This window comes from Acidovorax sp. NN32 (assembly GCF_057597245.1).
This window is the reverse complement of the sequence record NZ_CP199679.1, coordinates 4,324,930-4,346,957: the sequence shown is the minus strand read 5'-3', so window position 1 is coordinate 4,346,957 and position 22,028 is coordinate 4,324,930. Positions and strand designations below refer to the sequence as shown.

Here is a 22,028-nt window from a genome sequence, read left to right as displayed (position 1 = left end):
CACCGAAGCCGCAGCCCACGGAGATGACTAGATACAATCGTTGCATTCTATGTGAAGGCCCTTTAAGCTGTGATCGACTCTAAAACTTGGATGTGTTTGATTTGCGGTTGGATTTATGACGAAGCAGAGGGTTCACCTGAGCACGGCATTGCACCCAATACACCATGGGATCAGGTTCCGATGAACTGGACCTGCCCCGAGTGTGGGGCCCGCAAGGAAGACTTCGAGATGGTTCAGATTTGAGGCGCACCAGCATCATGTGCTGCTGCGTTGTTTTTTTCTCCATCAGGAGCAGTAACAATTGACTACAACAGGCGCATCTTTCAAAGTGCTCGTGGTGGATGACAGCAACACCATCCGTCGAAGCGCCGAGATTTTTCTCAAGCAGGGGGGGCACGAAGTCTTGTTGGCCGACGACGGCTTTGATGCTTTGGCCAAAGTCAATGATTACCAGCCTCAGCTGATTTTCTGCGACATCCTCATGCCCAAGCTCGACGGGTACCAGACCTGCGCCATCATCAAGCGCAATGCCCGTTTTGCAGATACTCCGGTGGTGATGCTGTCCTCCAAGGATGGTGTATTCGACAAAGCGCGCGGGCGCATGGTTGGCTGCCAGGAATATCTCACCAAACCGTTTACCAAAGACCAGTTGCTGCAAGCCGTGCAGCAATTTGGCAATGCCCAACAAGGAGCGATGTAATGCCCATCCAGAAAGTATTGGTCGTCGACGACTCGAAGACTGAGTTGATGTTTTTGACCGACCTGCTTCAGAAAAAAGGCATGCAGGTACGCACCGCAGAAAATGCCGATGAGGCTTTCCGCCGTCTGGCGGAGGAAAAGCCCGACCTGATCCTCATGGACGTTGTCATGCCCGGCCAAAACGGCTTCCAGCTCACACGTGCCATCACCCGCGACCCGCTGTACGCCGATGTGCCCATCATCATGTGCACCAGCAAGAACCAGGAAACGGATCGCGTCTGGGGGATGCGGCAGGGTGCGCGCGGCTATATCACCAAGCCCGTGGATCCCGCTGAACTGCAGGCCAAAATTGACGCTCTGAACTAAGGCTGCGGCGCGTTCATGGCCAACCGCGAAGCCCTGCGAGAGCTCCAGACCCGACTTGCCAGCCGTCTTCAGGCTGCAAGAACCGAAGGGTCCTCTGTTTCATCCTGGCTGGCTGTCGAGTCGGCCGGGAGTTTTTACTTGCTGCCACTGGGTCAGTCGGGGGAGATCTTTCCCTGGGTCTCGATCCAGGCGGTGCCCTACACCCAGCGGTGGTTTCTGGGTGTGGCCAACCTGCGCGGCGGGCTGGTCGGCGTGGTGGATCTGGCAGGCCTTCTGGGTTCAGCCGCTCCGCGAACGGAGCAGGCCTTGTCCGAAGCCAGCCTGCTGGCCTTCAATGCAGCCCTGGAGGTCAATGCAGCGTTGCTGGTGGATCGCCTTGCCGGCCTGCGTGGGACCGATGCATTTGTGTCTTCTGAGCCGCCCGCCGAGGATTCGCCCGCGTTCTTTGGCACCACCTATATCGATTCCAGCGGCACACGCTGGCAGGAGCTGAACTTGCAGATCCTGTCCCAACATCCCGCTTTCCTGAGCATCAGTGCTTGAGTTTTTCTGTAAGGCTGCACCATGTCCGTCGTCAATCAATTTGGAAAACTGTTCAACCGGAAACCTGCCACGCCGGAAACCGGCGCGACTGCCGGCGCCGCCGACGACGGGCAGGATCTTCTTGCCACGGGTTCGCTGGATGGTGCGCAGCTGCGCGACACCTACCAGGCTGAAGCGATGAACAGCGTGCAGGGCGATCCAGATGGTTATTCGCCAGAACTGGCCGCATCGGACGCAGAGGAAGACCTGATCGCGCTGCCGGTGCTGGGGCGTGCCACGGCCGCCGCTCACCAGCGGCGATTGCTCGCGCTCCTTGGTATCGGTGTGGCGGTTCTCGCGTTGATTGCCTTCTGGGTGCTGCAGCAGGCAGACCGATCAGCTCAGCAGCTTGCGGCTACCGGCCAATCACTGATGCAATCACAGCGTCTCGCCAAGTCCGTATCTCAGGCCCTGGTGGGTAGTCCCCAGGCCTTCCCGGACGTGGTGGAAAGCTCCGGCGTGCTGGCGCGCAATGTGCGTGCCCTCAACGCGGGTGATGGCGAACTTGGCGTGGAATCCCTGGGCGAGCCCTACAAGCCCGATCTGGACGCCGTGAACCCGCTCATGGAGCGTGCCGAGCGCAATGCCAGCGTGGTGATGGGACAGCAGAAGATCCTGACCCAGGTGGGCGACGCTCTGCGCACCATCAACCGCCAGTCGTCTGACCTGCTGGAAATCGCCGAAACTGTGTCTTCCCTGAAGCTGCAGCAGAACGCCCCGGCCGCTGAAATTTCTGCTGCTGGCCAGCTGGTGATGTTGACCCAGCGTATCGGCAAGTCCGCCAACGAATTCCAGACCATGGAAGGCGTGAGTCCTGAGGCTGTGTTCTTGCTGGGCAAGGACTTGAATTCGTTCAAGGAAATCGCCCAAGGCCTGCTGGACGGCAGCCCGGAACTGCGTCTGGCTGCCACCAAGGATGCCCAGACCCGCGAACAGCTGGAAGCTCTGGTGAAGCTCTATGAGCAGACCCGCACCCAGGCCAGCGCCATTCTGGGTAACCTGCAAGGTCTGGTGTCGGCCCGTGAAGCGCAGTCCGCCATCATTGCTGACAGTGAGCCTCTGCGCCGTCAGCTCGAAGGACTGCAAACCAAACTGTCGGCCCAGACGGGTGTGGGTGGCGGCCAACTGGCAGCTCTTGCGCTTGCTGGTTTGTTTGTGATCTTTTGCGGTGTGGGCATTTCTCGTGTTCAGCTGCTCGACAGCCGTGGCCGCCAGGCGGCTGCTGAAATGCAGCAGAAGGACGCCAAGCGCCAGGAGCAAGAAGCCAAGCGCGTCAACGACGCCAACCAGGCTGCCATTTTGCGTTTGATGAACGAACTGCAATCGGTCGCTGAGGGTGACTTGACGCAAGAAGCCACGGTGACGGAAGACATCACGGGCGCCATTGCCGACTCGGTGAACTACACGGTGGAAGAGTTGCGCCAACTGGTAGGCAGCGTGCAGAACACGGCGACCCGCGTGGCACAAACGACGGCTCAGGTGGACAACACCTCCACCGAACTGCTGGCAGCATCGACCGAGCAACTGCGCGAAATTCGCGAAACCGGCCGCTCGGTGCTTGACATGGCAACCCGCATTAACGAGGTGTCTACACAGGCGCAAGAATCCGCCACGGTGGCCCGCCAGTCGCTGCAAGCGGCTGACTCCGGTCTGCAGGCCGTGCAAAACGCCATCGGCGGTATGAACTCCATCCGTGACCAGATCCAGGACACCTCCAAGCGCATCAAGCGACTGGGCGAATCGTCGCAGGAGATCGGTGAAATCACGGAGCTGATCTCTGACATTACCGAACAGACGAACGTGCTGGCTCTAAACGCAGCCATTCAGGCCGCATCCGCTGGTGAAGCCGGTCGTGGCTTCTCGGTGGTGGCGGAAGAAGTGCAGCGACTGGCCGAACGTTCCGCTGATGCGACGCGCCAGATTTCTGCGCTGGTGAAGGCGATTCAGACCGACACCCAGGATGCCGTGGCCGCTATGGAGCGTTCCACGCAGGGTGTGGTGGAAGGGGCCCGCCTGTCTGACAGCGCCGGTACCGCGCTGACCGAGATTGACCGCGTGTCGCGTCGCCTCGCCGAACTGATTGAGCAGATTTCGTCTTCAACTTCGCGGGAAGCCGTTTTGGCCAACGAAGTGGCCGACAACATCCAGCACATTTTTGCGGTGACCGAGCAGACGGGTGAAGGTACCCGTACCACAGCGCAGCAGGTGCGCGAGCTGTCGCACATGGCTGAGGAACTGCGCCAATCGGTGGCACGGTTCAAGATTGCCTGACGCTGTAGTCATCAACCAGCTGGCTCATAGCAGCCGGGGACGAATCCATGTCATCTATTGATGTCAACAATGCACCGGCCGCGGATGGGACCCAGGGGGATCAGGACCTGGGTCCTTTGGCGTGGGTGCTTGACGAACTGCGCAAATCTCTGGATGGCGCTGTCAAGGCCATGCGCCGTTTTGTGCGAGATGCAGAAGCCGCACGCGAGTCGGATCTTGCAGCGCTGGATGCAGGCCCACTGCGCATCGCTCGCCAGCAGTTGCACCAAGCGTGTGGTGCGCTGGAAATGGTGGGCATGGGCCCTCCAGCTTTGGTCCTGCGCGCCATGGAGTCGGCAGTCCAGAAGTTCGTTCAACGGCCTGAGACCTGCAGCGACGATGCTGCCGCAGTGATTGAGCGTGCGAGCTTTGCGCTGATCGAATACTTGGAAACCGTTCTGGCTGGCAAAGCAGCGTCGCCTGTCGCGTTGTTTCCCCAGTACCGCGATGCCCAGGCCCTGGCAGGTGCAGACCGTGTCCATCCGGCCGATCTGTGGCCCGTGGAACGCCGGTTTCGCGAGCCCGAGGGGGCTGTTGCAGCCACGCCGCTGCCCTACGGGCCTGAGGCGCGTGCTCGCCTGGATGCGGCAGTTCTAAGAATCGTCAAATCCGGCGATCTCAGGGCTTCGTTGAGTTTGCGGGATACCTGCCTGGGATTTGTGGCATCCCAGCAAGACCGCCAGTCCCGCGCTTTCTGGAAGATATGCGCAGGCTTTTTTGAGGCTTTCGGCTCCGGCCTTTTGCCTGCAGACGTCTACGTCAAGCGTGTGGCATCCCGCGTGCTGATGCAGTACTCCACCCTTGCCAAGGGTGACACGACGATTGCAGACCGCTTGGTTCAGGATCTGCTGTTCTTCTGTTCGCAGGCCAAGCCAGCCGAATCCAATGACAGTGCTGCTCCGTCTTTGCAGGCGGTCCGGCAGGCTTTTGCCCTTGATCGGTTCAAGCCGGTGGATTATGAAGCAGCCCGTTTTGGCAGGTTTGATCCTGCCATGTTGGCGCAGGCACGCAAGCGAATAGCTGCGGCCACGGAAACCTGGTCTGCCCTGGCGGGCGGCGACCGCAACAAGCTCAAGCCCGCGGCGGACCAATTCAGTCTGGTATGCGACTCGCTGCGCAAGCTGCACCCCGGTAGCGAAAGCCTCGCTCAGGCGCTGACCCGCGCGCTGGAATCCACCACCCGCTCGGGTGAACCTCCTTCGGCCGCGCTGGCCATGGAAGTAGCTACCTCGGTCTTGTATCTGCAAGCAGCCTTTGAAGAGCTGGATGCGGACGGCAATCAGATGGAAATCCGCGCGGGCCGACTGGCAGAGCGCCTGGATGCGGTGGGCGCAGGCGCTGAGCCAGAACCTCTCGAGCAGTGGATGGAAGAGCTGTACCGCAGGGTCAGCGACAACCAGACCATGGGCAGTGTGGTGGACGAATTGCGCTCCACGCTCGGCGAGGCGGAAAAGGCGCTGGACCAGTTCTTCCGCAGCCCGCAGGACACTGCAGTCCTGGCAACCGTACCGGGGCATCTTGCCCAAATGCGCGGCGTGCTGTCGGTGCTGGGGCTGGACCAAGCATCGCTCGCCGTGGTTCGCATGCGCGACATGGTGGAGCGTTTGCTCATCAATGAAGTCCCCGAGTCGGACCGCCAGGGCTTGTTCGAGAAACTGGGCAACAGCTTGGGCGCCCTGGGCTTCCTGATCGACATGCTCAGCTACCAGCGCACCATGGCGCGCAAGCTGTTTGTGTATGACGAGGAACTGGGCGAGTTACGCATTCTCACGGGCAAGAGTCGGCCGCGTGCCTCGGATGCTTTGGAAGAGACTCCTGCCAAGCTGGAGGAGCGGTCGGCCGTTCCCCTGCCTGACGTGGTGCCGCGTTTTCCTGTGCAGGAGCCGCTCAGCGAGCCGACCGATTTCGGTTCGCTGCCTTCGTTGCCGGACATGCCCGCAGCGACCGCCGCTGAGCCATTGGCTCCCGTAGAGGCGGATTCGCTGGCCCCTGATATTTCGTTCGATCTGCCCGCTGTGGCGGGCAGCGAGCCGGCGCCCTTGCCCCTGGCTGCGGCAGCGCCCGCACCAGCCCCTGCGCAGGTGCCTGAGGTCGAGGACGAATTGCTGGAGGTCTTCCTGGAAGAGGCGCGCGAGGTGGTAGTCAATGGTCTGGCTGCGATCGAGGTGCTGAAGGATGATCCGGGCAACCTGAGTGAGCAGACCACGCTGCGGCGTGCCTTTCACACGCTCAAGGGCAGTTCGCGGATGGTGGGGCTGAACGATTTTGGTGAGGCCGCCTGGTCGATGGAGCAGTTGCTCAATGCCTGGCTGGCTGAGCAAAAGCCCATGCACCCTGGTTTGCTACAGCTTTCTTCCGACGCGTTGCGGGCCTTCAGCCGCTGGGCGGACGACATTGCGGTGGGCCAAGCCTCTGGCTGGCAACCGGACGCGTTCCGGCAATCTGCGGATGCCATGCGCCTGGACGGAACCCTGTTGCCGCTGGTGGTGCCGTCTGCCGACGGAGAAGCCCCGGTCCTGGCTGAAGCGGCACTTGAGCCTGAGGTGGCTGTGCTGGATGACCTGCCTCCTGAGGTGCCCGCGCCAACGGTTGCAGAAGTTCCGAAGGTCGTGGAAGAAGAGCTCGCGATGCCGGACTTCGAAGCCACCGAAATTTTCGACCATGTGCCCGAACTGCCGGCAGAGGCAATCGCTCCAGCCCCCGAGGTGGCCGAGGAGATCGATTTCTCCGTGTTCGCCGCTGCGCTCAATGAAGCGCCTGCTGCTCCTGAAGCTATCGCCCCCTCCAGTGTCGACTTTGTTCTGGATCTCGAACTCCCAGACCTGGAACCTGTCGCGACCGCTCCCGAGGTGGAGGCTCTGTCGCAGGCACCCGTAGTGCCCGACGAACCTGCAGTGGATGAGGCCTTTGTTCTGCCTGTCGAGTCGCTCGATGACATCCAATCCCATGAAGTGCCGAGCGAGACAGAGCCCGAGCATCAGCTGTCGGGTGCCGATGGGTCGGAATCTGTGGGTCAGGATGTATCCGCCGAAGTCATAGAAGCCGCAGAGGCTGTGGCCTTTGAGGCTGCCTCTGAAGTGCCGCAGGCCATCGAAGCCGTGCCGCAGGAGCCGGAAGACAGCGCCAGCGATGAAGCGGTGAAGGTCATTGACACCCTGCGCATTGGCATCCCGCTCTATAACGTTTATCTGAACGAGGCCGACGAGTGGTCGCGCCGATTGGTGACCTGCCTGCAGGAATGGTCGCTGGAGCTGCACGAACCTCTGCCCGATATGGCCGTGGCATTGGCGCACTCGTTGGCGGGCAGCTCGGCCACGGTGGGGTTCAATGCCCTGTCAGAGATGGCCAGGGTGCTCGAACACGCGCTTCAACACGTGACGCTGCAGTCTGGCGGCACACAGGAGCAGGCCCAGGCCTTCATGGCAGCGGCGGAAGACATCCGTCGTTTGCTGCACCAGTTTGCGGCAGGTTTCCTCAAGGAACCAAGTCAGGAGGTGCTGGAGCAGCTGCGCCAGATCCTGCAAACCGAGGTGGACAACACCTTGTCACCGCCTGAAGAGGAGGCTGCAGACGAGTTGTTGTCGGTGCAGGACCAGACTGCTCCGGTGGAAGCAGAAGTGGCGCAACCACTGCCACCTGCCGAACCCGAGCCGGACCTGCAAGCCATGCCGGAGCCTGCGGCTGTTGTGGGCCCCAAAGGGCATGTGGCCCCTGCTTTGTCGGCCGTCATCCACGACCACGATCAGCGTATTGATGATGCGATCGCCCATGCTGTGGCGCTTGGCTCGGATGTGGACGACGATATCGATGCGATTGACGTTATCGACCCGGATCTGTTCCCGATCTTTGAGGAAGAGGCTGCCGAGCTGTTGCCACAGCTTGGTGGTGCGCTGCGCCAATGGGCCTCGCGTCCCGACAACCTTGGTGCCCGCAGTGAAGTGCTGCGTGCGTTGCACACCCTCAAGGGAAGTTCGCGCCTGGCAGGTGCCATGCGCCTGGGTGAGATGGCCCACCGGCTGGAATCCGCCATCGAGCAGCTTGACGCTGAGACGGTGACATCCGATCAAATCGAGCCTTTGCAGGGTAGTTTTGACGGCATCCAGGCGAACTTTGATGCGCTGCGTGCGATTGGCCAGGGGCCCGCCGATACGGTGGTTTCTCTGCCCGTTGAAACACCGCGCAGCCAGCCTGAAGCCTCCGAGGCCCCATCAGCTCCAGTGCCAGCAGCAGCACCCGCGTCTGCCGTGTCCTCTGCTCCGGCGGTGCGCCTGCCTGGTCCTTCGCAGCTCGCGCCTTTGCGTGTTGCTGCTAACCAGTCGGTGCGGGTGCGTGCCCAGTTGCTGGACCGGTTGGTCAATCAGGCGGGTGAGGTGATGATCAGCCGCTCGCGCCTGGATGTGCGTCTGGGTCAGTTCCGCAGCTCGCTGACTGACCTGTCGGGCAATTTGGACCGTCTGCGCCAGCAATTGCGGGACATCGAGCTGCAAGCTGAGTCGCAGATGCAGTCTCGCCTGGCCCTGTCGAAGGACTCGGCGGCGGGCTTTGATCCGCTGGAGTTTGACCGCTTTACCCGTGTGCAGGAGCTCACACGCATGATGGCCGAGTCGGTGAACGACGTGGCCACCGTGCAGCGCAACCTGCAGCGCGCGATGGAAGGTGCGGAAGACGACCTGATTGCCCAAGGCCGCCAGGCGCGGGAGCTGCAGCGCGACTTGCTGCGCACCCGCATGGTGGAGTTCGAAGGCATTGCTGAACGTCTGTATGCCGTGGTGCGCCAGGCCTCCAAGGAAACCAACAAGCAGATCAAGCTCGACATCACCGGCGGCTCCATTGAGATGGACCGTGGTGTGCTGGACCGCATGACCCCCGCGTTCGAGCATCTGTTGCGCAACTGCGTGGCCCATGGCATTGAAGATCCGCAGGTGCGCACGGCCGCAGGCAAGCCTGCATCGGGCACGATCACTGTGGAGTTGCACCACGAAGGCAACGACGTGTCGGTGGAGTTCCGGGATGACGGTGCCGGACTGAACCTGCCCCGTATCCGTGAAAAGGCGTTGGCGCAGGGCATTGTGGCGCCCGATACCGAGTTGAGCGATGCCGAAGCTGCCAACCTGATTTTCATGCCCGGGTTCTCCACGGCTTCCGAGGTGACCGGCTTGGCAGGGCGTGGTATTGGCATGGACGTGGTGCGTGCCGAGATCAATGCACTGGGCGGTCGGATCGAGACCTCGACAGAAGCTGGCAAGGGCGCGGCCTTCCGCATGGTCCTTCCCTTGACCACGGCGGTGACGCAGGTGGTGATGCTGCGCGCGGGTGACCTCGCGATCGGCGTGCCGGCCAACGTGGTCGAGATCGTTCGGCGCACGTCTGCGGCAGACCTGGAGGTTGCATACCGCACGGGCCATTTTGATGACGGCATGGAGCAACTGCCTTTCTTCTGGGCTGGAGCGCTCCTGCAGGCTTCTTCCCGCAGCAACGAGCCTGCTGGAAAGACGCGCCCTGTGGTGATCTTCCGCAGCGCATCGCAGCGCATCGCCATGCACGTGGACGAAGTTCTGGGCAACCAGGAAGTCGTGGTGAAGAACCTGGGTCCGCAGCTGTCCCGTTTGCCCGGCTTGGCCGGCATGTCGGTGCTGGCGTCGGGTGCTGTGGTGCTGATCTACAACCCCGTCGCGCTGGCGACGGTGTATGGCGATCAGGTGCGAGCCGCCAGCGCCGGTCTGCCTTCAGTGCTGGAGGCCGATGGCTCTTCGGGTGCGGGCAAGTCGGTCGTCTCGCCCCAATTGGCGGGCCCCAGCCAGGTGCCCCTGGTTCTGGTGGTGGACGATTCGATCACGGTGCGTCGGGTTACGCAGCGTTTGCTGCAGCGCGAAGGCTATCGTGTGGCGCTCGCGGCCGATGGCTTGCAAGCGCTGGAGCGTCTGCAGGAAGAGCGCCCCACCGTTGTGCTGTCCGACATCGAAATGCCACGCATGGACGGGTTCGACTTGGCGCGGAACATCCGTGCAGACGGTGCCCTGCGCGATCTGCCCATCATCATGATCACGTCGCGCATCGCTGAAAAGCACCGCGAGCATGCGATGGAGCTGGGCGTTAACCATTACCTGGGCAAGCCTTACTCCGACGAAGAACTGCTGAGCCTCATTCAGCACTACGCCCGCATCGCGGCAACCGCAGAGGCCTAGCCAGCATGCATGTGCACCACAGGTCTGCCTTGAACCGGCGGGCCTGTGGCCTGCCAATATGCCTGTTGGTGCGGGCCACGGCCACGGCAGCTTCCCTTTGGAGGCGGTCCTGATGGAGCCGACGGCAACTGTTCCTTCTCCGGACCCTCGCCTCCTGGCTTGTCTGGCTGTGGTGGTGCGGGAAAGGGCCTCTGATCTATTCATCATGGCGGGTGCACCACCCACGCTCAAGCGGCAGGGCGTGTTTGTGGCCATGGGGCAGCAGCAGCTGTCCGCCGACGATGTCAAGCAGATGGCGTATTCCATCCTCCGCGAAACGCAGCGGCAGGAGTTCGATGCCACCATGGAGTGCGACCTGTCCTTGCAGACCCCGGAGGGCGAGCGGTTTCGTGTGAATGTGCACCGGCAGCGTGGGCAGGTAGGCATGGTGATCCGCCATGTTATTGCCCAGATCCCCAGCCTGGCAGCGCTCGGCCTTCCGCCAGTGCTCCAGCAACTGGCGTTTCTCAAAGGGGGGCTGGTGCTCACGGTAGGGTCGGCGGGTTCTGGCAAGACCACCACGTTGGCCGCGCTGCTGGACCACCGCAATGCCCACACGGGCGGGCATATCCTGACGGTGGAAGACCCCATCGAATACCTTCATACCCACAAGAAGTCACTCGTGACACAGCGCGAGGTGGGGCTCGATACGCTGTCCTATGACGAGGCCCTGCGTCGCGCGATGCGGGAAGCGCCGAACGTGATCATGATTGGTGAAATCCGCGACCGGGCCACCATGCAGCACGCGCTGCACTATGCCGAGTCCGGCCACCTGTGTGTTTCCACACTGCATGCCAACAATGCGAACCAGGCGGTGCAGCGCATTGTGAATTTCTTCCCCGAAGACGCCCACCGCCAATTGCTCATGGACCTGTCCCTCAACCTGCGCGCTGTCGTAGCGCAGCGCCTGGTGGCGGGGCTGGCGGGTGGCCTGGTGCCTGCCACCGAGATCATGCTGCTCACGCCCTATGTGGCCGAGCTGATCCAGAAGGGGCAGATCGACGAACTCAAGACCGCCATTACCCGCAGCGCAGAGCAAGGCATGTGGAGCTTCGACCAATCCTTGCTGGCCATGGTCGAGTCCGGTGCCATATCGCCCGAAGAAGCGATTGCCAATGCCGATAACCGCACCGATGTGCGGCTGCGCCTTCGGCTGGCGGCGGGGGCGCCGCTGGGTGGTGAGGGCATGCAGATGAGCCCGGATGAGCCCGCTGGGCCCGACAGCGTTCCACCGCCTGTCACCCGCCGGTGAGTGCGGGGATCAGGCCGCAGCAGACTTTACGACCGCATACCGCTCCAGGGTGCGGTGCCGCGCTGCGTCGTGCTCTACCACCGGCAGCGGGTAGGTATCCCCCAGCCGCACTCCCGCATCCTGCAACTCCAGCGGGCGCGCCAGCCAGGGCGCGTGCAACGCCTTGGTAGGCAAACTCGCCAGCTGCGGCAGATAGCGGCGGATGAACTTGCCCTCGGGGTCGAACTTTTCACTCTGGCTCACGGGGTTGAAGATGCGGAAATAGGGCTGGGCATCGCACCCGCTGGAGCTGGCCCACTGCCAGCCACCGTTGTTGGCGGCCAGATCGAAGTCATTGAGGTGCGTGGCGAAGTAGGCTTCGCCCCAGCGCCAGTCGATGCCCAGATCCTTGACCAGGAAGCTCGCCACCACCATGCGCAAGCGGTTGTGCATGTAGCCCGTCTCGTTGATCTGCGCCATGGCCGCATCCACCAGCGGGTAGCCCGTGCGCCCCTCACACCAGGCGGCAAACAGGGTGTTGGCCTCGGGGCCTGATTCCCACTGGATCGCGTCATACGCGGGCTTGAAACTGTGGCCCACCACATGGGGATGGTGGTGCAGGATCTGAAAGTAGAAGTCCCGCCAGATCAGCTCGCTGAGCCAGGTGGCGGCGCCTGGGTTGCCTTGCAGCATCAGCCCGTGCGCGGTGCGTGCCAGCAGGCGCGGCGAGATGGTGCCAAAACGCAGGTGCACGCTGAGGTAACTGGGCCCTTTGACAGCTGGAAAGTTGCGCGTGTCCTCGTACCGCTCGATGCGGCCCAGGAAGTCGTTGAACAGCCGCTGCGCGCCGCTGGCGCCCGTGGGCAGATTGAGCTGCGATAGGGCCGTGGCCTCAAAACCCAGGCGTGCCAGGGTGGGCACCGCCTGGCAGTGCGCCTGCGGGCGCGGTGCCAACCGGTGTGCATGGCGCTCCACGGGGTAGCCGGTGAGTTGAAACGCATCCACCTTCTTGAGCCAGGCGTTCTTGTACGGTGTGAACACGCTGTATGGATTGCCGGTCTGCGTCAGCACCTCGCTGCGTTCCAGAATGGTGTGGTCCTTGAAGGTGTGAAATGCCCTTCCGGCAGCGGCCAACCGTGTGCGCACCAGTCGGTCGCGTTCCAGGGCTTGGGGCTCGTCATCGTGGTTGGCAAACACGGCCTGCACGCCCAGGGCGTTGGCCAGTTCTGGAATGGCATCACTGGCCACTGCATGCAGCACGATGAGGCCACCCTGTTCATGCACGGAAAGCGTTCGCAGCGTTTCATCCAGCTCCACCAGCGACTCGCGGATGAACTCCACCCGCCGGTCAGCCCGGGGCAGGGCGTCGATGATCTCGCGGTCAAAAACAAAGGCGCAGTGCACCTCCTGGCATTGAGTCAGCGCGCGGTAAAGAGCGGCCTGATCGTTCGCGCGCAGGTCGCGGCGGAACCAGACCAGACCGCTGGGGTACGAGGGCTCGGAGGAGGGTGCCATGTTCACCGTTAAAATTGCCGAATGTCTTTCGATTCTGCGCCCATCAACCTGACGCATCACTTCCTGATTGCGATGCCCGGTCTGGAAGATGAGTCTTTCTCGCGCAGCGTCGTTTACCTGTGTGAGCACAGCGAACGCGGTGCACTCGGCCTCATCATCAACAAGCCTTCTGACATCACCCTCAAAGGCCTTTTTGACAAGGTGGACCTGTCGCTGCGGCGCGAAGATCTCACCCAGGAACCTGTTTTCCAAGGCGGCCCGGTGCAGACCGAGCGCGGTTTTGTGTTGCATGAGCCCATGCTCATGGACAAGGCAGAAACCGATGAATCGGCATATGCCTCCACCATGACCATCCCCGGCGGGCTGGAGATGACCACCTCCAAGGACGTGCTCGAAGCGCTGTCCACGGGCGCAGGCCCGCGCCGCGTGCTCATCACGCTGGGGTATTCGTCCTGGGGTGAGGGCCAGCTTGAATCGGAGCTGGCCGAGAACGCCTGGCTCACCGTGGCGGCCGATCTGTCCGTGATCTTCGACACCCCTGTGCCCGAGCGCTACGACCGGGCCCTTTCGCTGCTGGGCCTCAAGGCCTGGATGTTGTCGCCCGAGGCGGGGCACGCATGACCGGCCTGCCCGTTCAGCCCGCCGTTCCTGCGCATTTCCAGACCTTTCTTGCTTTCGATTTTGGCCTCAAGCGCACGGGGGTCGCCACGGGCAACCGCATGTTGCGCAGCGCCACGCCGCAGGCCACCATCAAGGCCGAGGGCGACGCCCGTTTTGTGCAGGTGGCGCAGCGCATCAAGGAGTGGCAGCCCGACGCCATCGTGATCGGCGTGCCCTACCACCCTGATGGCGCGAGCCATGAGAACACCGAGCGCGCGCTCAAGTTCGGCCGCCAGCTGCGCGGCCGCTTTGGTTTGCAGGTGTTCGAGGTGGACGAGCGTTACAGCACCACCGAAGCCATCGCAGGTGGCGCCAAGGATGCCGACGCCGCTTCGGCCTGCATCATCCTGGAACAGTTTTTGAGGAATCTCCCATGACCACCCCCTCCCCCGGAGTGTCCGGCAGCCTGGTGCTTGATGCCGAGGCGCTGTACCGCGAACTGCTGCGCGGAGTGCGCAGCATGCTGACCCCCACCACGCGCCTGGCTGGCATTGCCTCGGGCGGTGCCTGGTTGGCCGAGCGCCTGCAAAAAGACCTGGGCCTCGAAGGCCCCGCCGGTGTGCTCTCGTCGGTGATGCACCGCGACGACTTCGCCCAGCGCGGCCTGTCGGCCAGCGCGCAGACGGCGCTGCCGTTTGATGTGAACGGTGCCGATGTGCTGGTGCTCGACGACGTGCTCTACACCGGCCGCACCATCCGCGCCGTGCTCAACGAGCTGTTCGACTACGGCCGCCCCGCCAGCGTGCGCCTGGCCGTGCTGGTGGACCGGGGCGGGCGCGAGCTGCCCGTGCAGGCCGACTTTGCCGCCGCGCGTGTGGCCCTGCCTGCCGCCCAGTCGCTGGCCCTGGCGCGTGACGACAGCGGCATCTTCCAATTCCAAGTCAAAGAGGCCTGACCGTGCTGCACAAGCGCAACCCCCAACTCAACGGCAACGGCGAACTCATCCACCTGCTGTCCATCGAAGGCCTACCGCGCGACATCGTCACGCACATCCTCGACACGGCGGCCAACTTCGTGAGCGTGAACGACCGCGAAGTGAAGAAGGTGCCCCTCCTGCGCGGCAAGAGCGTGTTCAACCTGTTCTTCGAGAACAGCACGCGCACCCGCACCACCTTCGAGATCGCGGCCAAGCGCCTGTCGGCCGACGTGCTCAACCTCGACATCGCGCGCAGCTCGGCCAGCAAAGGCGAATCGCTGCTCGACACCATCGCCAACCTGAGCGCGATGGCCGCCGACCTGTTCGTGGTGCGGCACAGCGAGTCGGGCGCACCGTACCTCATCGCGCAACACGTGGCGCCGCATGTGCACGTGATCAACGCCGGCGACGGACGGCATGCCCACCCCACGCAGGGGCTGCTGGACATGTACACCATCCGTCACTACAAAAAGGACTTCAGTAACCTCACCGTGGCCATCGTGGGCGACGTGCTGCACTCGCGCGTGGCGCGCTCGGACATCCACGGCCTGACCACCTTGGGCTGCGCCGAAGTGCGTGTGGTGGGGCCGCGCACCCTGGTGCCGTCGGATATGGCGCAGATGGGCGTGCGGGTGTGCCACACGCTTGAAGAGGGCATCAAGGACGCCGACGTGGTCATCATGCTGCGCCTGCAGAACGAGCGCATGAGCGGTGCGCTGCTGCCTTCCAGCCAGGAGTATTTCAAGAGCTTCGGCCTCACGCAGGAAAAGCTGCAACTGGCCAAGCCCGACGCCATCGTCATGCACCCCGGCCCCATCAACCGCGGCGTGGAAATCGACTCCGCCGTGGTCGATGGCAAGCAGAGCGTGATCCTGCCGCAGGTGACTTTCGGTATTGCGGTCCGTATGGCTGTCATGTCCATCGTTGCTGGTAACGAAGCATGACGCTTGGAATGAATACTCCTGTTTTCATAGCTGCTAGCGCATATCCAATAAGCGCTAGCAGCCAATTTGGCTTGAAATCATGAAGATACTGATCCAGAACGGCCGTGTGATCGATCCCGCTTCGGGGCTTGACCAGACCTGCGACATCGCGCTGGCGGCAGGCCGCATCGTGAGCGTCAACCGCGTGCCCCCCGACTTTGCGCCCAACCGCACCATCAATGCTGCTGGCTGCATCGTGTTGCCCGGCCTGGTGGACCTGGCGGCGCGCCTGCGCGAGCCCGGCCACGAACACGAAGGCATGCTCGAATCCGAAATGGCCGCCGCCGTGGCCGGTGGCGTGACCAGCCTGGTCTGCCCGCCCGACACCGACCCCGTGCTTGACGAGCCCGGCCTGGTCGAGATGCTCAAGTTCCGCGCCGAGAAGCTGCACCAGGCGCGCCTGTTCCCTCTGGGGGCCCTCACGCGCAATCTTGCAGGCGAGGTGCTGACCGAGATGGCCGAGCTGACCGAATCCGGCTGCGTGGGCTTTGGCCAGGCCGAGGTGCCGCTGGCCAGCACCCAGGTGCTGCAGCGCGCGCTGCAATACGCCGCCACCTTTGGCTACACCGTGTGGCTGCGCCCGCAGGAGATGCACCTGGGCAAGGGCGTGGCTGCCAGCGGCCCGCTGGCCACGCGCCTTGGCCTGTCGGGCGTGCCCGTGGCGGCCGAGACGATTGCGCTGCACACCATTTTTGAACTGCTCAAGACCACCGGCGCCCGTGTGCACCTGTGCCGCATCAGCAGTGCTGCCGGTGTCGAGTTGCTGCGCCGCGCCAAGGCCGAGGGCCTGAAGGTGACGGCCGATGTCAGCATCAACTCGCTGCACCTCACCGACGTGGACATCGGCTTCTTCGACAGCCGCGCCCGCCTGTCGCCGCCGCTGCGCCAGCAGCGCGACCGCGATGCGCTGAACGCTGCGCTGGCCGACAGCACCATCGACGCCCTGGTGTCTGACCACACGCCGGTGGATGAAGACGCCAAGACCTTGCCATTCGCCGAAGCCGAGCCCGGCGCTACGGGGCTGGAGCTGCTGCTGTCGCTCGCGCTCAAGTGGTCGCAGGACAGCGGTGTGCCCCTGCAGCGTGCGCTCGCCACCGTCACGTCTGAACCCGCGCGCGTGCTCGGCAGCGCCCTGGGCACACTGCAGGCCAGCGTCGGCCAGATCGTGGAAGGTGGCGTGGGCGACCTGTGCATCTTTGACCCGCAGGCGGCGTGGACGGTGCAGGACGACGCACTGCGCAGCCAGGGCAAACACACCCCGTTCTCGGGCTACGAACTGCCTGGCTGTGTGCGCATGACCCTCGTCGGTGGCCAGGTGGCTTTTGACCGGGGTTGAGGTAGTGCGACGCTGCGAGGCCCTGCGGTGAAGTCTTTGCGTGCCAGCTGGCGCCTGCTGCGCCTGCTGGGCCACATTGTCAAAGGGCTCGCCATCGTGGCGTTGCGTTTTCCAGCGCTCTTGCCGGACCAGCAGCATGCCCGGGTGCAGGTGTGGTCGCTGCAGCTGCTGGCGCACCTTGGCATCAGCCTGCGCATCTTGGGGCAGCCCCCGCTCACCGGCCCGGTGATGCTGGTGGCCAACCACATCTCGTGGCTTGATATCCCGGTGATGCACGCGGCGCGGCATTGCCGTTTTGTCTCCAAGTCCGACGTACAGGGCTGGCCGCTGATCGGCACCCTGGCCACGGCCGCAGGCACGCTCTACATCGAGCGCAGCTCGCGCCGTGATGCGCTGCGCATGGTGCGGTCGATGCAGGAGGCGCTGGAGCGGGGAGAGGTGCTGGCCGTGTTCCCTGAGGGCACCACGGGCGATGGGCGCGAGATGCTGCCTTTTCACGCCAATTTGCTGCAAGCCGCTGTGGTGGCGCAGGCGCCGGTGCAGCCCGTGGGCCTGCGTTTTGCCGACAAGGCCACGGGTGCCACCAGTTTTGCGCCCAGCTACATCGGCGACGAAACCCTGGTGGGCTCCATCTGGCGCACGCTGTGCGCCCCGCCCATCGAGGCTGTGGTGCATTACGGCCCCCCCGAGCTGGCGGGCGAGCGCGACCGACGTACCTGGACGCAGCACCTGCACGATACGGTCGATCAGTTGCGCAAAGCCTGAGCTGGCGCTCTGGGGGCAGGGGGTGGTTTCCGTGGGCAAAAGCGTGCATATTCCACGTTTGCAGCAGCGCGGTCTGCACATCCGATCTCTATTGCACGCAATTTCCCGTATCGTCCGCGTCTTTCGCCTGCAAGCGCTTGCAAATGCGTGGGCAGGCTCATCCACACTGCCGGGAGGGCACCATGAACCTGATTGAGCGCGCCAAGAGCATTCTTCTGCAACCCAAGGACACCTGGGTCACCATTGAGGCCGAGAGCACCGACGCCGCCACCCTGTACACCCGCTACGCCATGATTTTGGCCGCCATTCCGGCAGTCTGCGGTTTCATTGGCATGTCGCTGATCGGTTTTGGGGGCTTTGGCGTCACCATCCGCGTGCCCTTTGTCTCGGGGCTGGTGAACATGGTGGTGTCGTATGTGCTCAGCCTCGCGGGCATCTTCGTGCTCGGGCTCATCATCGATGCGCTGGCCTCCACCTTTGGCGGCCAGAAAAACTCCATCCAGGCCTTGAAGGTGGCGGTGTATGCCAGCACGGCGGCCATGCTGGGCGGGGTGTTCAGCCTGCTGCCTGCACTATCCATGCTGGGCCTGCTGGCGGCTTTGTACTCCATCTACCTGCTCTACACCGGCCTGCCGGTGCTCATGAAAAACGCCCCCGACAAGTCGGTGGTCTACACCGTGGTGGTCATCATCGCGGCCATTGTGATGGGGGTGGTCATCGGCGCCGTCAGTGCGCTCTTCCTGCCCCGTGGCGGAGCGATGTTTGGCGGGGCCGATGCGCCCGCCATCACGATGAACACGCCGGGCGGCAAGGTGTCCATCGACACCGCCGGCCTGGAGGCCGCAGGCAAGAAGATGGAAGAGGCCGCCCGCAAGATGGAAGAAGCGCAAAAGAGCCAGGACCCCGCCGCCATTGCCGCTGCTGCTGGTGATGCCGCCAAGGCCGCCGCAGGTGCGCTGGGGGGGGGCCAGGCCATTGCGGCGCAGTCGCTCAAGGCGGCACTGCCCGAGAAGCTCGCCGGCCTGCCGCGCACGGGCTTTGATGTGCAGGACGGTGCCGCCCTGGGCCTGCCCACCAGCCAGGCCAGTGCGCAGTACGGCAGCGATGACAAGCAGGTGCGCCTGGAGATCGTGGATATCGGCGGTCTGGGGCAGATGGCGGTCATGGCCATGGGCATGGCCCAGGGCGAAAAAGAAGACCCAACGAGCGCCGAGAAGACTTGGCAGGAGGGTGGCCGCACCCTGCACCAGCGCTATGAAAAGGACGGCAGCCATGCCGAGTTCAAGACCATCCTGAAAAACGGCCTGGTGGTCAGCATTGAGGGCGACAACATGGGCGTGAAGGATCTGCGGGGCTTCATGTCGCAGGTGGATCTCAATGCCCTGGAAAGCCTGCAGCGCAAGGGCAAATCCTGAAGGCTGCAGTGCGCCGTGGCGCAATGTGGCATCAAAAATAATAGCAGCCGGCGCTTTATAGATAAGCGCTAGAGCCTATTTTGGCTTAGATGGTGGTTCCCTGTTCGCGGGGGAACGTCACCACATGGTCCACCTGGGCGCGGATGCCTATCCACTCGCCCAAGGCGTGGTCGTGGTGGCTGGGCACATGCGCCAGCACTGTGTGGCCGCTGGCCAGGCGCAGCGTGTACAGAAACTCCGAACCCCGGAACGACTTGCGCACGATCTGCGCCTGTACGGGGGCATGGTCGTCGTGCACGATGTCATCCGCACGCAGCAGCACATCACATTCGCCACCGGGGTAGCTGCTGGGCAGGGGGCATTCTTCCAGGTCGGTCAGCTCGCCCAGCGGCGTCTGCGCCACCACGTTGTTGCCGCGCTGCAGCAGCGTGGCCGGGGCAAACACGCCGTGGCCAATGAAGTCGGCCACAAACCGTGTGGCGGGGCGGTGGTACAGCGTGTACGCATCGTCCCACTGGTGCAGATGGCCTTCGTGCATCACGCCGATCACGTCGCCAATGGCAAAGGCCTCGAACTGGTCGTGCGTCACAAACAAGGCTGTGGCGCCTGCGGCTTTCAGGATGCCGCGCACCTCGTGGGCCAGGCGCTCGCGCAGGTCCACGTCCAGGTTCGAAAAAGGCTCGTCCAGCAGCATGAGCTGCGGGCGCGGTGCCAAGGCCCGAGCCAGGGCCACACGCTGCTGCTGCCCGCCAGAAAGCTCGTGCGGAAAACGGTTCTCGCTGCCCTCCAGCCCCACCAATTGCAGCACCTCGGCCACGCGCGCGGCCTGCTCGGCACGGGGCAACTGGTGGATGCCAAACGCCACGTTGCGGCCTACCGACAGGTGTGGGAACAGCGCGTAGTCCTGGAACACCATGCCAATGCGCCGCAGCTCAGGCGGCACGCTGAGCGTGGCGCTGCTGACTACACTTTTGGTCAGGCGGATCTCGCCGCCCGTCACGGGCTCCAGCCCTGCCACAGCGCGCAGCAGCGTCGTTTTGCCGCAGCCCGAGGGGCCGATCAGCACACCGATATCGCCTGCATGCAGGCCCAGCGTGACGCCTTCCACCGCCGCGTTGGGGCGGCCTGCGTAGCGCACTTCGAGTTGGGAGACCTCTAGAAACATCACTTGATTCTAGGCGGGCAGGGACGAATGCTTAAAATTCGCATTTGCATTCCTGATCGTTGCCCGGCCTGAGCCTGCCAGCGGGTGTGCGCTTTCTTACTTTGCCGAGCCACTCGCCTTGCGCCGCACGCCTTTTTCTGCCCTTCGCACCATCCCTTTGATCCTGTTCGCGGGGTTTCTGGCGCTGCCCGTGCTGGCCGTGCTCGCATCGTGGTTGCCCGTGGGGCAGGGCGATGCGCAGGCGGGCGCCATCCTGCGCGAGATGGCGGCCACCGTGTTGCCTGGCTATGTGTGGACCACCTTGTGGCTGAGCGTGCTGGTGGCCCTGGGCGCGGCCGTTGTGGGCACAGGCACGGCAGCAGCGGTGACGCTGTTTGATTTCCCGGGCCGCCGCACCTTCGAGTGGCTGCTGCTGCTGCCCCTGGCCATGCCTGCGTATGTCACTGCGTATGCCTACACCGACTTTCTGCAGTTCAGCGGCCCGCTGCAGGTGGGTCTGCGCAACACCTTTGGCCTGGAAGGCCGCCTGCTGCCCGAGGTGCGCAGCCTGGGCGGCGCGGTGTGGGTGTTCATCTTTTCGCTGTACCCGTATGTGTACCTGCTGGCGCGCACGGCGCTGGGCGAGCGTGCCGCGCACCTCATGGAGGCCGCGCGCCTGTTGGGCGCTCCGCTGTCGCGCCGCATCCGCGCCGTGGCGCTGCCTCTGGCACGCCCGGCAGTCGCTGCAGGCGTTGCGCTGGTGCTGATGGAAACGCTGGCTGACTTTGGCGTGGCCAGCTACTTCGGCATCCAGACCTTCACCACCGGTATCTACAAGGCCTGGCTGTCGATGGACAACCGCCTGGCCGCCGCGCAGCTGGCCACCATGCTGCTGGTGGTGGTGATGGCGCTGCTGCACCTGGAACATCGCGCGCAAAAGCGCATGCGTTTCGCCACGGGCGGCGGGCGCGCAGGCTCGGCCGAGGCACAGCCCCTGGCGCTGCGCGGCGCACGCCGCTGGGCCGCCTGGGTGGTGTGCGCGGTGCCGGTGGTGATGGGTTTTGTCGCCCCGGTCCTCTTCATGCTGCGCCCGCTGGCGGCCGACTGGTCGGTGCTGCCGTGGGAGCGTTTCATGGAATGGGCCTGGCACAGCGTGCGCCTGGGGGGCATCACCGCCGTGCTGGCCGTGGTCATCGCCCTGGCGCTGGCATTTGCAGTGCGCCGCCAGCCCGACGCCATCACACGCGGCGTGGTGCAACTGGCCAGCGTGGGCTACGCCGTGCCGGGTGCTGTAATTGTGGTGGGCCTGCTGCTGCCCGTGGGCTGGCTGCAGGCGGCCATGCCACAGTGGGGCGTGGGTGCGCTGGTCACGGCCACGGCGTTGGGCATCGTATGGGCGTACCTGGTGCGGTTCTGCGCAGTGGCGCTGCAGTCCATTCAGAGCGGTTACGCGCGAATTCCCCCCAGCCTGGATGACTCTGCCCGCATGCTGGGCATGGGCAGCGTGGGCCTGATGGCGCGTGTGCATGGGCCGCTGCTCAAGCGGTCTACCGCTGCTGCCGCGCTGCTGGTGTTTGTGGACGTGATGAAGGAGTTGCCCGCCACCATGGTGTTGCGCCCCTTCAACAGCGACACCCTGGCCGTGGTGGCCTACCAGCTGGCGCGCGATGAACGCCTGGGTGAGGCGGCGTTGCCGTCTCTGGCGCTGGTGGCCGTGGGGTTGGTGCCCGTGATCTTGCTGAGCCGCACGCTGCGCAGCAAAGGGTGAGCGGCTGAGTTGCGGTGCTGAATGGGCGTGCCCGCCCAAGGGCATGGTCCTCCAGCGTAGAAAACAAGCTGCCATGTGGCAGCTTGTTTACAGCCCAAGGAAAAGGCGCAGCGG

Annotated in this window: 17 protein-coding genes; 15 read left to right on the top strand and 2 right to left on the bottom strand. The window is 63.9% G+C overall.

The window, feature by feature from the left end; all coding sequences use genetic code 11:
- Positions 1-69: 69 nt before the first annotated feature.
- From ACT89O_RS19990 to ACT89O_RS19960, 7 genes are all read left to right on the top strand, one after another.
- Positions 70-243 carry a rubredoxin gene (locus ACT89O_RS19990; RefSeq protein WP_008903269.1) on the top strand — a complete coding sequence of 58 codons (174 nt, stop codon included), beginning with the start codon at positions 70-72 and terminating at the stop codon, positions 241-243.
- A gap of 58 nt (positions 244-301) precedes the next feature.
- Positions 302-700 (top strand): response regulator, encoded by a 399-nt coding sequence (locus ACT89O_RS19985; RefSeq protein WP_034692846.1) that lies wholly within the window; start codon positions 302-304, stop codon positions 698-700.
- Positions 700-1,065, top strand: a complete 366-nt coding sequence (locus ACT89O_RS19980; protein WP_010459520.1) for a response regulator — start codon at positions 700-702, stop codon at positions 1,063-1,065. Before ACT89O_RS19985 ends, ACT89O_RS19980 begins: the two co-directional genes overlap by 1 nt.
- 15 nt (positions 1,066-1,080) lie before the next feature.
- Positions 1,081-1,608 (top strand): chemotaxis protein CheW, encoded by a 528-nt coding sequence (locus ACT89O_RS19975; RefSeq protein ID WP_055393363.1) that lies wholly within the window; start codon positions 1,081-1,083, stop codon positions 1,606-1,608.
- A 21-nt stretch (positions 1,609-1,629) separates the two neighbouring features.
- A complete protein-coding gene (locus ACT89O_RS19970; RefSeq protein WP_055393361.1) occupies positions 1,630-3,918 on the top strand; it encodes a methyl-accepting chemotaxis protein in 2,289 nt (762 codons plus the stop codon).
- 47 nt (positions 3,919-3,965) lie between these two features.
- Complete coding sequence (locus ACT89O_RS19965; RefSeq protein WP_487260971.1) at positions 3,966-10,142, top strand: hybrid sensor histidine kinase/response regulator; 6,177 nt, start codon at positions 3,966-3,968, stop codon at positions 10,140-10,142.
- Between the two features lie 112 nt (positions 10,143-10,254).
- The gene (locus ACT89O_RS19960) at positions 10,255-11,433 is read left to right on the top strand and encodes a PilT/PilU family type 4a pilus ATPase (protein ID WP_487260970.1); all 1,179 of its coding nucleotides are present in this window, start codon (positions 10,255-10,257) and stop codon (positions 11,431-11,433) included.
- A 9-nt stretch (positions 11,434-11,442) separates the two neighbouring features.
- On the opposite strand, the gene ACT89O_RS19955 is transcribed toward ACT89O_RS19960, so the two are convergent.
- The gene (locus tag ACT89O_RS19955; RefSeq protein WP_487260969.1) at positions 11,443-12,927 is read right to left on the bottom strand and encodes a cryptochrome/photolyase family protein; all 1,485 of its coding nucleotides are present in this window, start codon (positions 12,925-12,927) and stop codon (positions 11,443-11,445) included.
- A 21-nt stretch (positions 12,928-12,948) separates the two neighbouring features.
- On the opposite strand from ACT89O_RS19955, the gene ACT89O_RS19950 reads away from it, so the two are divergent.
- The 7 genes from ACT89O_RS19950 (at position 12,949) to ACT89O_RS19920 (ending at position 19,002) form a co-directional block, all read left to right on the top strand.
- Positions 12,949-13,548 carry a YqgE/AlgH family protein gene (locus ACT89O_RS19950; protein WP_055393353.1) on the top strand — a complete coding sequence of 200 codons (600 nt, stop codon included), beginning with the start codon at positions 12,949-12,951 and terminating at the stop codon, positions 13,546-13,548.
- A complete protein-coding gene (ruvX, locus tag ACT89O_RS19945) occupies positions 13,545-13,964 on the top strand; it encodes a Holliday junction resolvase RuvX (protein WP_055393351.1) in 420 nt (139 codons plus the stop codon). Before ACT89O_RS19950 ends, ruvX begins: the two co-directional genes overlap by 4 nt.
- Positions 13,961-14,482: a bifunctional pyr operon transcriptional regulator/uracil phosphoribosyltransferase PyrR gene (pyrR, locus tag ACT89O_RS19940; RefSeq protein WP_055393349.1), complete on the top strand. Its 522-nt coding sequence runs from the start codon at positions 13,961-13,963 to the stop codon at positions 14,480-14,482. Before ruvX ends, pyrR begins: the two co-directional genes overlap by 4 nt.
- A 2-nt stretch (positions 14,483-14,484) precedes the next feature.
- On the top strand, positions 14,485-15,447 hold the full coding sequence (locus tag ACT89O_RS19935) for an aspartate carbamoyltransferase catalytic subunit (RefSeq protein ID WP_008903259.1): 963 nt from the start codon (positions 14,485-14,487) through the stop codon (positions 15,445-15,447).
- Between the two features lie 79 nt (positions 15,448-15,526).
- On the top strand, positions 15,527-16,822 hold the full coding sequence (locus ACT89O_RS19930) for a dihydroorotase (RefSeq protein WP_487260968.1): 1,296 nt from the start codon (positions 15,527-15,529) through the stop codon (positions 16,820-16,822).
- A 27-nt stretch (positions 16,823-16,849) separates the two neighbouring features.
- The gene (locus ACT89O_RS19925) at positions 16,850-17,587 is read left to right on the top strand and encodes a lysophospholipid acyltransferase family protein (RefSeq protein ID WP_487260967.1); all 738 of its coding nucleotides are present in this window, start codon (positions 16,850-16,852) and stop codon (positions 17,585-17,587) included.
- A gap of 182 nt (positions 17,588-17,769) precedes the next feature.
- On the top strand, positions 17,770-19,002 hold the full coding sequence (locus tag ACT89O_RS19920) for a Yip1 family protein (protein ID WP_487260966.1): 1,233 nt from the start codon (positions 17,770-17,772) through the stop codon (positions 19,000-19,002).
- 85 nt (positions 19,003-19,087) lie between these two features.
- Here ACT89O_RS19920 and ACT89O_RS19915 read toward each other — a convergent pair whose 3' ends face one another.
- Positions 19,088-20,167 carry an ABC transporter ATP-binding protein gene (locus ACT89O_RS19915; protein ID WP_055402047.1) on the bottom strand — a complete coding sequence of 360 codons (1,080 nt, stop codon included), beginning with the start codon at positions 20,165-20,167 and terminating at the stop codon, positions 19,088-19,090.
- A 118-nt stretch (positions 20,168-20,285) separates the two neighbouring features.
- Here ACT89O_RS19915 and ACT89O_RS19910 point away from each other — a divergent pair, with 118 nt between their 5' ends.
- Positions 20,286-21,914, top strand: coding sequence for an ABC transporter permease (locus ACT89O_RS19910; protein ID WP_487260965.1), 1,629 nt, complete (start codon positions 20,286-20,288; stop codon positions 21,912-21,914).
- Positions 21,915-22,028: the final 114 nt, after the last annotated feature.